The sequence below is a fragment of the Lacrimispora sp. 210928-DFI.3.58 genome (genome assembly GCF_020554865.1).
GTDB lineage: Bacteria > Bacillota > Clostridia > Lachnospirales > Lachnospiraceae > Enterocloster.
In genome coordinates this window covers 14,766-27,507 of the sequence record NZ_JAJCIC010000002.1, presented here as the reverse complement: position 1 = coordinate 27,507, position 12,742 = coordinate 14,766, and the positions used below count along the sequence as shown (strand labels likewise).

Sequence of the window (12,742 nt, the reverse complement as noted above, 5' to 3'; positions counted from 1 at the left end):
ATAAAGACAATAAAAAAAACGAACTGCACCGGCTTGCTATAGGATCTGCCTATAACAAGCTGGTGCTTTTTCGTATTAGACGGATGGAATGAAATATGATAGGCTTTCCTTGTAAACAGATAGGAATAGCGTGATAATACCTGGCAGCCTGCCAGAGAGAAAAGACTGCGGGAATATGGAAAGCATAAAACGGAGAGAAAAGGAGAGAAAACTATGAGCAAGAAGACCTATGAGCAGAGAGAATTGAAATTCGAGACATTACAGCTTCATGTAGGGCAGGAGCAGCCGGATCCGGCGACAGACGCGAGAGCAGTTCCTATTTACCAGACCTCCTCCTATGTATTCAGAAACAGCGCTCATGCAGCAGCCAGATTTGGCCTTACAGATGCGGGAAATATTTATGGAAGACTGACGAATCCTACAGAGGATGTATTTGAGAAGAGGATCGCAGCCCTGGAGGGCGGCGTTGCGGCCCTGGCAGTGGCTTCCGGTGCGGCAGCTATCTCCTACACTTTCCAGAACCTGGCAAAGGCAGGAGATCACATCGTAGCAGCGAAAAATATTTACGGCGGCACCTACAACCTCCTTGCCCATACCCTTCCGGAGTACGGAATCAAAGCCACCTTTGTGGACCCATTTAACTATGAAGAGGTGGAGGCAGCTATCCAGGAGAACACAAAGGCCATCCATGTGGAGACACTGGGAAATCCCAACTCCGATGTAGTTGATCTGGAAAGACTGGCAGGAATCGCTCATGCCCACAAGATACCTCTTGTAGTAGACAATACATTTGCAACTCCATACCTGGTACGCCCCTTTGAATATGGCGCAGACATCGTTGTACACTCTGCTACCAAATTCATTGGAGGACACGGCACCACCATCGGCGGCGTGATCGTAGACAGCGGCAAATTTGACTGGGAGGCAAGCGGAAAATTCCCTTCACTGACAGAGCCAAACCCCAGCTACCACGGCGTAAGCTTTACAAAGGCCGTAGGTCCCGCTGCATTTGTCACAAAGATCCGTGCGATTCTTTTGAGGGATACGGGTGCAACACTTTCACCCTTCCATGCGTTTTTCTTCCTTCAGGGACTTGAAACTCTCTCTCTGCGCGTAGAGCGCCATACTGAAAATGCCCTGAAGGTAGTAGAGTACTTAAGCAAGCATCCGCAGGTGGAAGCGGTGCACCATCCCTCTGTTTCCGATGATCCGGAGCAGCAGGCTCTTTATAAGAAGTACTTCCCTAACGGCGGCGGTTCTATTTTCACCTTTGAGATCAAAGGCGATGAGGAAACAGCAAAGGAATTTATTGACAACTTAGAGCTGTTCTCTCTGCTGGCAAATGTGGCAGATGTGAAATCCCTGGTGATCCACCCGGCTTCCACGACCCACTCCCAGCTGACAGCAGAAGAACTGTTAGACCAGGGCATCAAGCCAAATACCATCCGCCTGTCCATTGGCACAGAGCATATTGATGATATCATTGAGGATTTGGAGGAAGCCTTTCAGGCAGTAAAGTAAACATTGGCCAGATAAGCACAAGAGCCGGGAATCTATTACAGATCCCTGGCTCTTGTGGCGTTTTCCAGAGCGGGAGCCTTCCCGCTCTGTGTATTCTTACTATGAAAGTCCCGCCGCCGCAAGGCGGCATGTATTCAGGTATGCCCAATGCGCCCGCCAGGCTTTCATGGAGCGGTGGCACTAAAACATCCCCAACCGGGAATCCTGTGGATGAAAAACCGTACAAAACCTGAAAGGCATTGATATTCCTTCCGGATTAGGATAAAATAGTTTCAGAGCATGTTCAGACGAGGAGGAAAAGAGGATGACATTTACCTATCCAGCCGTATTTACTCCCAAAGAGGAGGGGAAGGGCTATCATGTAACATTCCCGGATTTAGAGTGCTGTGAGGCAGAGGGACCGGATCTGGAGGATGCGGTGGAGAATGCCAGGGATGCGGCATATAACTGGCTCATGGTGGAGCTGGAGGAGCAGACATATGAGTTTCCATCCCAGTCCCATATTGAGGATATTGAACTGTCCGAGGGGGATTTTGTAAAATTCATCATGGTCTCGGTGAAGCTTTTGCCGGATAATGATTAATGGCTCTGCAGGCCTCAAAGAGAAAAAATATCATGTATGGAATAAAAGGAGAGATAGAGAATGAAGATTGCAGTAACATACGATAATGGACAGATTTTCCAGCATTTTGGACATACGGAGCAGTTTAAGGTCTATGAGGTAGAGGAAGGCTGTGTAAAGAGCTCAGAGGTGATCGATACGAATGGGAGCGGACACGGAGCCCTGGCAGGCTTTTTGAAGGAGAACCAGGTGACGGATCTGATCTGCGGCGGTATTGGAGGCGGAGCGCGTACAGCCTTAGCAGAGGCCGGTATCCGCTTATACGGAGGCGTATCCGGAGATGCAGATAAGGCGGCAGAGGCCCTGGCAGCAGGAAGCTTGTCCTTTGATCCGGATGCAAGCTGCAGCCATCACGAACATGAGGGCCATCATGAGGGAAGCTGTGGGGAGCATGGCTGCGGCAGCCATCATTGCGGAGAATAACAGGGCATCAGAGGCTGAAAGGCCCGGATCCTGTATATAAGGAGGTTACAATATGGCATTACATGTTATGGACGAGGCGAACCGCTGTCTGGGCTGCAAGGTGCCCCAGTGCCAAAAGGGCTGTCCCATCAGCACGCCCATTCCCGACGTTATCCGGCTGTTAAAGGAGAACAAGCTGGACGAGGCCGGGGAGCTGCTTTTCTACAACAATCCCCTGACTACCGTGTGCAGCCTGGTCTGCAATCACGAGAACCAGTGCGAGGGACACTGCGTTCTGGGACGGAAGGGAGCGCCTGTCCATTTTTCCACCATTGAAAATTATATTTCCACCACCTATGCCACAAAGATGATAAAGGGGCCGGCTGCCTCTAATGGGATGCGGGTGGCTATCATCGGCTCCGGCCCTGCGGGACTGACCATTGCCATTATCCTGGCGCGGTACGGCTATCAGGTGACGATCTTTGAGGGCAAGGACAAGATCGGCGGCGTCCTGCGCTACGGCATCCCGGAGTTCCGCCTGCCTAAGAGCGTTCTGGATGACATCGAATACCGTCATCTGGAGTTAAAGGGCATCAAGGTGAGGCCAAATGTCCATATCGGAGGAGCCATCGGAGTGGACGATCTGTTCCGTGACGGTTACAAGGCCATCTTCGTGGGCACCGGCGTTTGGAAGCCGAATGCCCTTCATATCAAGGGAGAGACCCTGGGGCATGTACATTTTGGCATCAACTACTTAAATAACCCGGACAGCTACCATCTGGGCGAGCGGGTCATTGTCATCGGCGCTGGAAATGCCGCCATGGACGTGGCCAGAACAGCCCTGCGCAAGGGCGTGCGCTACCTCACCTGCTTCTCCCTTACAAAGAAGGTGGCTGCCAGCCAGTACGAGTTCAGCTATGCCCAGCTGGAGGGTGTGGAGTTTGAATACAACAAGGCTCCTGTGGAGATTACAGATGAGGGCGTTATCTTCAAGAGTATCATCGAAACAGAGGACGGCAGGTTTGAGGATGTGCCGGATTCCGAGAAGCTCTATGAGGCTGACAGCGTGATCATTTCCATCAGCCAGGGGCCCCAGAACCGCATTGTCAATACCACCCAGGGGCTGGAGGCCAATGCCAGAGGACTTCTGGTGGCGGACGAGTATGGACGGACCACCAGGCCGGGGATATTTGCATCCGGCGATGTGGTAAACGGAGCCCGTACCGTTGTGGAGGCGGTTGCCCGCAGTAAGGTGGTGGCAGAGTCCATGCATGCGTATATGCAGGGGCTGGAAAATTCTGGTGAATAGAAGGTATCCCGCGAGGTGTTTTTTGTGAGTGCAGCGCAGCGGAAGTCGCAGAAAACCCGAGGACAGGAGCGCCAAACCGCGTTTTTGCGGTTTGTGTGCATCGTGAAGCGTATTGCTGTTCACAGAATGGCTGTTTTTTAGCCGAGCTGTGAACAGCAACTGGAAAATTCATAAGTTATCTGATATAATAAGGAAGGAACGGATCCTGTCAAAGGCTTCCGTTCCTTCATACTATAATATATCGGTTGGAAAGGAAGCATAACCATGTATCAGATAGATTTTGACAAGAGTTCACATATCCATTTTATAGGAATCGGAGGCATCAGTATGAGCGGCCTGGCAGAGATCCTGCTGGAGGAGGGCTTTACGGTATCTGGCTCTGATTCCCATGAGACGGAGCTGACAAAGCATCTGGAGGCAAAGGGGGCCAGAGTTTATTACGGCCAGCGGGCGGCCAATATTGAAGCGGAGCCAGGTATCCAGGTGGTGGTCTACACTGCTGCGATCCATGAGGACAATCCGGAGTTTCAGGCCGCTGTGGCAAAGGGACTTCCCATGCTCACAAGGGCAGAGCTTCTGGGTGAGATGATGCGCAACTATAAGCAGGCAGTGGCTGTGTCAGGAACCCATGGAAAGACGACTACCACCTCCATGATCACAGACATCCTTTTGGCAGCAGGGACAGATCCTACCATATCGGTGGGCGGCATTTTAAGGGACATTGGAGGAAATATCCGTGTGGGAGGCCCGGATCTGTTTGTCACAGAGGCTTGTGAGTACACCAACAGCTTCCTGTCCTTCTTCCCTACCATGGAGGTGATCTTAAATATCGAGGAGGATCATCTGGATTTCTTTAAGGATATTGAGGATATCCGCCATTCCTTCCGCCTGTTTGCAGAGAAGCTTCCGGCAGGAGGGCTGCTTGTGATCAACAGCGGCATTCAGAACTGGCAGGAGATCACAAAGGGACTTGCCTGCCGCACAGTGACCTTTGGAAAGGATCCCTCCAGCGCATACACAGCCGGGAATATTACATATGATGAATATGCAAGAGCCTCCTATGACCTGATCGTCCAGGGAGAGGTGGTAAACCGCATTACCCTGGGAGTGCCGGGAGAGCACAATGTATATAATTCTCTGGCTGCCATTGCAGTTGCCATGGAGTTAGGCATTGGCTTTGAGGGGATTATGGCGGGCCTGAAGCAGTTTACGGGCACAGACAGAAGGTTTGAGAAAAAGGGCGAGATCGGCGGAGTGACCATCATTGATGACTATGCCCATCATCCGAGAGAGATCGAGGCAACTCTGAAGGCTGCGAAAAATTATCCTCACCGGAAGCTGTGGTGCGTATTCCAGCCTCACACCTACACCAGGACAAAGGCTTTTCTGGATGAATTTGCCGAGGCTCTGTCTGCGGCAGATGAGGTCATCCTGGCAGATATCTATGCCGCCAGGGAGACAGACACCTTAGGGGTGAGCTCCGGTGATATTGCGGACCGTATTGAGAAGCTGGGGACAAAAGCCCATTTTATCCCCTCCTTTGACGAGATCGAGACCTTTCTTTTGGAAAATTGTATAAACGGTGATCTGTTGATAACTATGGGAGCCGGAGATATCGTAAAAGTCGGGGAAAAGCTTCTGGGACAGTAAGTTATCCACATTATCCACATAGTTTTCAACATTTTATGTAAAGAAGCTATGTGGATTTTTAGATTAACATAATAAAATGTCGCACGATTTTCAAAAACCAGGATTTATACGGAAAAATGGGGTTTTTGAGGGAAAAATGACATTTATGTCCACTGACTGTCCACATTATCCACAGTATCCACAGCGGGATGGTTGAAAAAGTAGGACTATTTTCTTTTTATGGGGGATATGGTATAATGTCTCACGACATTATGCCGTGCCGGTTCGGTTCCGACCGAATCGCGTTTTTGCGGTTTGCGTGCATCGAGAAGCATGCTGTTGTTCGCAGAACGGCTGTTTTTTAGCGGGCTGTGAACAGTAACATTTTCAGCAGCAAGGAGTGGAAAGCATGAGCGGGGAGTTGAAGGATAGGTGGAGCGTTCCGTCCACATTGGTCGCCAATGAGTTTATTGACAGCTATATGGCGGCGGCTAACGGGGAATATGTGAAGGTGTATCTGTATGTGCTGCGCCACCAGGATGAAGACATCACGGTGGAGGCCGTTGCGGATGCCTTAAACCATACGGAGTCCGATGTGCGCAGGGCCTTAAGCTACTGGAAGAGAGCGGGTATCCTTCTGGAGGAGAGCCGGGAGGCAGAGACTGTGCGGGAGAGGGATTTGGGGAGAAAGGAAGCTGCTGCTTCCAGGGAAGAGCCGAAGGAAGAACAGTCCTTCGGGGATACGGTGTCCATAGAGGAGCAGCCACGATATTCCGTGGACCAGGTCAACCGCCTGTCAGGAGACGAAGAGTTCTCCCAGCTCCTTTACATTGCCCAGAAATATATGAACAAGGTCTTTACTCCCAGAGACTGTCAGGTCTTTGCCTATCTCTATGACGGGCTTAAGATGAACAATGAGCTTTTGGAGTATCTGGTGGAATATTGTGCCCAGAATGGACACACTTCCGTGCGCTATCTGGAGACGGTGGCCTTAAGCTGGCACGACAAGGGAGTGCGGACAGCCCAGGATGCGAAGGACTTCTGCGCTGCCTATACGAGGGACGCCTTTGCCGTCATGAAGGCCTTTGGCTTAAACAGCAGAAAACCGGCTGCCCCGGAGCAGAAGCTGATGGATAAATGGTTTAAGGAGTACGGATTTTCCAGGGAGATCGTGCTGGAGGCCTGCAGCAGGACCATTACGGCTATCCACAATCCGAGCTTCCAGTATGCGGATAAGATATTGACTGACTGGAAAAAGGCAGGCGTGAAACGTGCAGAGGACATAAGGGAGCTGGATTCCAGGCGTTATCTCAGCACGGAGGAAAAGAATGAGGAGCGCGGAAAACGCCTTCAGAAGTATGCGGCAGCCGCCGCTTCCAGGCAGGGTGCCGGAAAAGCGCCAAACCAGTTCCACAACTTCAAGCAGCGGGATACGGATTATGATGCGCTGGTATTAAAGCAGGTAAAGGAGTGGGTGGGCCAGCAGCCCTGATGGAGCAGCCATCTTGCTGCTGCGGAAGTCATGCTGTCAGACAAGCGGTATGAGCTTTGGCGTGTCAAATATGCCCGCCGGGTTTTCATGGTACGGTGGCGCGTCCGCTGCTGGGCGCATGTAGGTTTACCATGAAAACTCCGCCGCCGCAAGGCGGCATGTATTCAGGTATGCCCAATGCGCCCACCAGACTTTCATGATATGGTGGCGCGTCCGCTGCTGGGCGCATGTAGGTTTTAGAAAGAGACGATGAGGAGAATATACAATGGCACTTAGCAATTCCCAGTACGATGCGATCATGAGGGAATATGGAAGACAGCAGATAGAGAACCAGCATGCCCTGGAGGAGCGCCGGAGAGAGGTATACGAGAAGGTACCTGTGATCCGCGAGCTTGAGGCAGAGATCGCAGGGCGGTCCGTGGCCTGCGCAAAGCAGCTGTTGGAGGGAGATACCGGGGCTCTTTTAAGGCTCCGCGAGGAGCTGGCTGATCTAAAGGAGCAGAAGGCTCTTCTCATGAAGGCGGCAGGCTTTCCGGAGGATTGTCTGGAGCTCCACTATAAATGCCCGGACTGCCGCGACACAGGCCTGATCAGCGGGCGCAAATGCCATTGCTTTCTCCAGGCCCAGATGAAGCTTCTCTATGCTCAATCCAATCTGGACAAGGTGCTGGAGCGGGAAAATTTCAAAACCCTGTCCTTTGACTATTACGATGACAGGGAGGCGCTGCCCCAGATCGGCATTACGAATGCAGAGTATATGAGACGTGTGGTAAAGAGCTGCAGGGATTTTACGGAGAACTTTGACAAGAAGCATGAGAACCTTCTGTTTACGGGAAGCACAGGCGTGGGAAAGACCTTCCTTACCAACTGTATTGCCAAAGCGCTGATGGATTCCTACCACTCCGTTATCTACCTGTCGGCCTCCGATCTGTTTGAAGTATTTTCAAAAACAAAGTTTGACTACGATCATGCAGAAGACATGAAGGATATGTACCGGTATGTGCTGGACTGCGATCTGCTGATCATAGATGATCTGGGAACAGAGCTGAACAACAGCTTTACCTCCTCCCAGCTCTTCTACTGTATCAATGAGAGGATGAGCGTGGGGCGATCCACCATCATTTCCACGAACCTGACGCTGGCGCGCCTCAGGGATTCCTATACGGACCGGGTGACGTCCCGTATTATGAGCGGATACAACATTATCCCCCTGTATGGAGGAGATATCCGTTTGTTAAAGAAATAACGCGAAAACCATGGCTCTGACAGGCGGAATGGCCTTGACGAACCATGGAGAATGATGGTATAAAAGTATATGCGATTCTATTATGACATACAACGGCCGAAAGCAGGAGGATACAAAGCCATGTTATATGAGGAGAAAATCATCGAAACCATACCCGTTGGCCCCTTAGGGCTTATTCCCTTAAAGAGCTGTGCAGACCTGGGCAAGAAGGTGGATGCTTACCTGGTGGACTGGAGACGAGAGAGGGAGAGCGAACATAAATCGACCATTGCATTTGCTGGATATCAGAGAGATTCTTATATTATCCAGGCCAATACCCCGCGGTTTGGATCCGGTGAAGGCAAGGGAAGCATTGAAGAGTCTGTCAGAGGCGATGACTTATATTTTATGGTGGATGTGTGTAACTACAATCTGACCTATTCCCTGTTTGGCATGACAAACCATATGTCTCCGGACGATCATTTCCAGGATTTAAAGCGTGTGATCGCGGCAGCAGCAGGCAAGGCCCGCAGGCTCAATGTGATCATGCCCTTCTTATATGAGAGCCGGCAGCATAAGCGCTCCGGCAGGGAGTCCTTAGACTGCGCTCTGGCATTAAAAGAGCTGGTAAATATGGGTGTGGAGAACATTATCACCTTTGATGCCCATGATCCGAGAGTGCAGAATGCCATTCCCCTTAAGGGCTTTGAGACCGTGCAGCCGATCTACCAGTTCTTAAAGTACCTTTTGAAAAATGAACCGGATCTGCAGATCGACAGCGACCACATGATGGTCATCAGCCCGGATGAGGGCGGTACGGGACGCGCTGTTTATTTTGCCAATATGCTGGGACTGGACATGGGTATGTTCTATAAGCGCCGTGACTATACAAAGATCGTCAATGGACGCAACCCCATCGTGGCTCATGAGTTCTTAGGCTCTAGCGTGGAGGGAAAGGATGTACTGATCATTGATGATATGATCTCCTCCGGCGAGAGCATGCAGGATGTGGCAAAGGAGCTTAAGAGAAGGAAGGCAAGAAAGGTATTTATCTGTTCCACCTTCGGACTCTTCACAGGCGGTCTTGCAAAATTCGATGAGTATTATGAGAAAGGGCTGATCGACAGGATCCTTACCACCAATCTGGTATACCAGACCCCTGATCTGCTGCAGCGGCCTTACTATATTAATGTGGATATGAGTAAATATATTGCCCTTATCATCGACAATCTGAACCATGACGCCTCTCTAAGCGAACTTCTGACACCTACCAAGAGGATCAACCGCCTCCTGGCACAGTACCGCAGCTAAGGGCAATACAGATTGGGCCGTTTCCTCCAAGAAAGCCTTTTGGGGGAAATGGCCTTTTTGCCATTCCGGCAGTCCTGCATGAAAAAGGAGGGGGCATGGAGGAGCAAGTATTTCGGAACAAGATCCATTGGCTTTCATTTCTGTTCAGTATCCTGGTGATCTGGGTGCATTCTTTTAACGGGGAATTATTCCTGGGGGCAGGGGAGAGTGCCGCCAGAGTCATGGAGCTGGAGGGACGATTGGGAAATGGTCTGGGCCAGATCGCGGTGCCGGGCTTTTTTATGGTGTCTGCCTATCTTTTCTATCGGAATTTTTCCATGGATAAGCTTTACAATAAATGGAAGTCACGGTTGAAAACAGTGGCAGTCCCCTATCTCTTGTGGAATTTTCTTTATTATATGGGATATGTGGCGGCGACCCGCCTGCCTGGGGCAGCCGGGATCGTGGGAAAGGAGCCCGTTCCCTTTGGAGCAGAGACCATGTTTGAGGCTCTGTTCCATTATGCCTATAATCCTGTTTTTTGGTATCTGTACCAGCTCATTCTGCTCATTGTTCTCGCGCCGGTCCTCTATGCAATCTTAAAATGCACCTGGACCGGAGGCATTTTCCTTGTTCTTCTTCTCTGCTTCCTCCGGGGAAACAGAGACCTTCCGCTGCTCAATGCAGATGCCCTGTTCTATTACAGCGCAGCGGCCTTTGGGGCTCTTCACAGGGAGAGCTGGGGAGGCTTCGTGGAAAAGGAGCTTAAGGGATGGGAGGCAGCGGTGAGGGCCTTGCTGCTGGCAGGAGGATTTGCAGCCGTATATGTGATGGGAAGGCCGGGAGGCGTTCTGTTCTGCAGGGCCCTTTATACGGTCGCTCTCCGCTTTTTGGGGGTATGGGCAGCCATATTTGCCGTAAAGCTTCTGCCTCTTCCAACAGCCAGAGAGTGGATGAAGCACAGCTTTTTCCTGTATGCCATCCATTTTGCCTGGGTAAGGCTGTTCAACAAGGCGGCTGCCCTCCTGCTGCCTGCCAGTGCCTTCTCTGCCCTTTCCGTGTTCTTCCTAATGCCCTTTCTCGTTCTGGCAGTAAGCAGCTGTCTGGTGAATGTGCTAAAAAGGGTGTGTCCGGCCTTTTACAGCCTGTTGACTGGAGGGCGGTGAGCCGGTTCCTGCAAAGTCCTCCTTGCAAACTCCCGGCCTGTATGTTATTCTAAAAATACAGCTGCAGGCTTCTTCCTGCAGGTTCTTTGGTTTCTATGGCGGCCTAAGCTGCCGGATGCATGCACAGGCATCTGTTAAGGGGCATTTCGCCCGGATCCACAGGTATCATGAGAGTACAGCAGAGGGAAAAAGGAGGGTGTAGGGAAAATTTATCATTGACATTTTAGAAGAAGTATACTATGATTATAATCAATAAGAACATTTGTTCGTTTTGGAGGACGTTATGGGCAAAGAAGAAAAGATGAGTGTAAACCGCGATATGAATAAAGAAGAGAAGATGAAGGCGCTGGACGCCGCCCTCACCCAGATTGAGAAGGCATATGGAAAGGGCTCCATCATGAAGCTGGGAGATTCCAGAGCCAATATGAACATAGAGACCGTTCCCACAGGCTCCATCAGCCTGGATATTGCCTTGGGCTTAGGCGGCGTGCCAAAGGGAAGGATCATTGAGATCTACGGACCAGAGTCCTCTGGTAAGACTACGGTGGCCCTTCACATGGTGGCAGAGGTGCAGAAGCGCGGAGGCATTGCAGGCTTCATTGATGCTGAGCACGCCCTGGATCCTGTATATGCAAGAAATATCGGTGTTGATATTGACAATCTGTACATCTCCCAGCCGGATAACGGAGAGCAGGCACTGGAGATCACAGAGACCATGGTGCGTTCCGGCGCAGTGGATATTGTGATCGTGGACTCTGTGGCAGCCCTGGTGCCAAAGGCAGAGATTGACGGTGAGATGGGTGATTCCCATGTGGGTCTCCAGGCAAGGCTGATGTCCCAGGCATTGAGGAAACTCACCGCCATTGTCAGCAAGTCCAATTGTATTGTGATCTTTATCAACCAGCTTCGCGAAAAGGTAGGTGTGATGTTCGGCAATCCTGAGACGACTACCGGAGGACGTGCACTGAAGTTCTATTCCTCCGTGCGTATGGATGTGCGCCGTATCGAGACCTTAAAGCAGGGCGGAGAGGCCAACGGAAACCGCGTCAGGGTCAAGGTGGTGAAGAATAAGATCGCCCCTCCATTCAAAGAGGCAGAGTTTGACATCATGTTCGGAAAGGGCATTTCCAAGGAGGGCGATATCCTGGATCTGGCTGTAAAGGAGAATATCGTAGAAAAGAGCGGCGCATGGTTTGCCTACAGCGGCTCAAAGATAGGCCAGGGCCGTGAAAATGCAAAGCAGTACCTGGCAGAGCATCCGGAGGTTTGCAGCGAGGTAGAGGCAAAGGTAAGAGAGAAGTTCCAGCTGCAGGGCGCGAAAGAGGAAGAGGCGAAGGCGGCTGCACCAGCCGTCCAGTCCGGTATCCCGGCAGATACAGCTGATTCTCCAGAAGGAGAAGGTATCTTATGATCGTCACGTCAGTGACCCCAGAAGGTAAGAGAAAGTGCAAAGTCTTCTTAAGTGAAGGCTTTGCCTTTGTTTTATACAGGGGAGAATTAGAAAACTATGGGATAGAAGAGGGCGGTGAGCTTGAGGAGAGGACCTACCGCCGGATCGTAGAGGAGGTGCTCATGATCCGGGCAAAGGACAGGGCTCTCTATCTTCTGCAGTCCCAGTCCCGTCCAAAGGCCCAGATGGAAAAGAAGCTCACAGAGGACGGCTATCCCGCCGAGGTGGTAGGGCGGGTGATGGATTTTTTGGAAGAGTACCGGTTTCTGGACGACAGAGCTTATGCAGAGCATTACGTTTCCGTCAATGGCAGCAGGAAAAGCCGCAGGCAGATGGTATATGAGCTGCGCCAGAGGGGAATAGGCCAGGAGGACATAGACTGCGTGCTCCAGGAGACGCCGGCAGATGACGAGCAGTCTGCCAGGGCATTGCTGGAAAAGCGGCTGAAGGGAAGGAATACTGCCTCCTATGAGGAGAAGTGCCGCATATCGGCCTATCTGGGCAGAAAGGGATATTCCTTTGATGTGATACAGCGTGTGATGAGAGATATTTCGTGGGAAAGAGAAAAGGATATTTGAGAAAGAGCCGCCCATTTGTCTATATTGTCTGTATTTCCAGGAAAATAGGGGGAATACG

At 51.2% G+C, this 12,742-nt stretch carries 10 protein-coding genes and 1 pseudogene; all 11 read left to right on the top strand.

The window, feature by feature from the left end; translation table 11 throughout:
* Positions 1-213 precede the first annotated feature (213 nt).
* The 11 genes and pseudogenes from LIZ87_RS01465 (at position 214) to LIZ87_RS01415 (ending at position 12,684) form a co-directional block, all read left to right on the top strand.
* Complete coding sequence (locus LIZ87_RS01465) at positions 214-1,521, top strand: O-acetylhomoserine aminocarboxypropyltransferase/cysteine synthase family protein (protein ID WP_227144953.1); 1,308 nt, start codon at positions 214-216, stop codon at positions 1,519-1,521.
* A 304-nt stretch (positions 1,522-1,825) separates the two neighbouring features.
* The gene (locus LIZ87_RS01460; protein WP_178316758.1) at positions 1,826-2,104 is read left to right on the top strand and encodes a type II toxin-antitoxin system HicB family antitoxin; all 279 of its coding nucleotides are present in this window, start codon (positions 1,826-1,828) and stop codon (positions 2,102-2,104) included.
* A 60-nt stretch (positions 2,105-2,164) separates the two neighbouring features.
* A pseudogene (locus tag LIZ87_RS01455) lies at positions 2,165-2,566 on the top strand (NifB/NifX family molybdenum-iron cluster-binding protein); the annotation flags it as partial.
* Between the two features lie 52 nt (positions 2,567-2,618).
* Positions 2,619-3,854: an NAD(P)-dependent oxidoreductase gene (locus LIZ87_RS01450; protein ID WP_227144949.1), complete on the top strand. Its 1,236-nt coding sequence runs from the start codon at positions 2,619-2,621 to the stop codon at positions 3,852-3,854.
* A gap of 264 nt (positions 3,855-4,118) precedes the next feature.
* Positions 4,119-5,504 carry a UDP-N-acetylmuramate--L-alanine ligase gene (gene murC, locus LIZ87_RS01445; RefSeq protein ID WP_178316761.1) on the top strand — a complete coding sequence of 462 codons (1,386 nt, stop codon included), beginning with the start codon at positions 4,119-4,121 and terminating at the stop codon, positions 5,502-5,504.
* A 388-nt stretch (positions 5,505-5,892) separates the two neighbouring features.
* Complete coding sequence (locus LIZ87_RS01440; protein WP_227144947.1) at positions 5,893-6,975, top strand: DnaD domain protein; 1,083 nt, start codon at positions 5,893-5,895, stop codon at positions 6,973-6,975.
* A gap of 265 nt (positions 6,976-7,240) precedes the next feature.
* Positions 7,241-8,221: an ATP-binding protein gene (locus tag LIZ87_RS01435; RefSeq protein WP_178317106.1), complete on the top strand. Its 981-nt coding sequence runs from the start codon at positions 7,241-7,243 to the stop codon at positions 8,219-8,221.
* Between the two features lie 120 nt (positions 8,222-8,341).
* Positions 8,342-9,511: a ribose-phosphate pyrophosphokinase gene (locus LIZ87_RS01430; protein ID WP_178317107.1), complete on the top strand. Its 1,170-nt coding sequence runs from the start codon at positions 8,342-8,344 to the stop codon at positions 9,509-9,511.
* Positions 9,512-9,606: 95 nt separating this feature from the next.
* Positions 9,607-10,656: an acyltransferase family protein gene (locus LIZ87_RS01425; RefSeq protein ID WP_227144945.1), complete on the top strand. Its 1,050-nt coding sequence runs from the start codon at positions 9,607-9,609 to the stop codon at positions 10,654-10,656.
* A gap of 283 nt (positions 10,657-10,939) precedes the next feature.
* Positions 10,940-12,067, top strand: a complete 1,128-nt coding sequence (recA, locus tag LIZ87_RS01420; protein WP_227144943.1) for a recombinase RecA — start codon at positions 10,940-10,942, stop codon at positions 12,065-12,067.
* Positions 12,064-12,684, top strand: coding sequence for a regulatory protein RecX (locus LIZ87_RS01415; protein ID WP_178315898.1), 621 nt, complete (start codon positions 12,064-12,066; stop codon positions 12,682-12,684). The genes recA and LIZ87_RS01415 overlap by 4 nt, the downstream gene beginning before the upstream one ends.
* The last annotated feature ends 58 nt before the right edge of the window (positions 12,685-12,742 follow it).

Coding starts and splice junctions, on each gene's coding strand:
- LIZ87_RS01465 (WP_227144953.1), top strand. CDS start 214: ATGAGCAAGAAGACCTATGAGCAGAGAGAATTGAAATTCGAGACATTA.
- LIZ87_RS01460 (WP_178316758.1), top strand. CDS start 1,826: ATGACATTTACCTATCCAGCCGTATTTACTCCCAAAGAGGAGGGGAAG.
- LIZ87_RS01450 (WP_227144949.1), top strand. CDS start 2,619: ATGGCATTACATGTTATGGACGAGGCGAACCGCTGTCTGGGCTGCAAG.
- murC (WP_178316761.1), top strand. CDS start 4,119: ATGTATCAGATAGATTTTGACAAGAGTTCACATATCCATTTTATAGGA.
- LIZ87_RS01440 (WP_227144947.1), top strand. CDS start 5,893: ATGAGCGGGGAGTTGAAGGATAGGTGGAGCGTTCCGTCCACATTGGTC.
- LIZ87_RS01435 (WP_178317106.1), top strand. CDS start 7,241: ATGGCACTTAGCAATTCCCAGTACGATGCGATCATGAGGGAATATGGA.
- LIZ87_RS01430 (WP_178317107.1), top strand. CDS start 8,342: ATGTTATATGAGGAGAAAATCATCGAAACCATACCCGTTGGCCCCTTA.
- LIZ87_RS01425 (WP_227144945.1), top strand. CDS start 9,607: ATGGAGGAGCAAGTATTTCGGAACAAGATCCATTGGCTTTCATTTCTG.
- recA (WP_227144943.1), top strand. CDS start 10,940: ATGGGCAAAGAAGAAAAGATGAGTGTAAACCGCGATATGAATAAAGAA.
- LIZ87_RS01415 (WP_178315898.1), top strand. CDS start 12,064: ATGATCGTCACGTCAGTGACCCCAGAAGGTAAGAGAAAGTGCAAAGTC.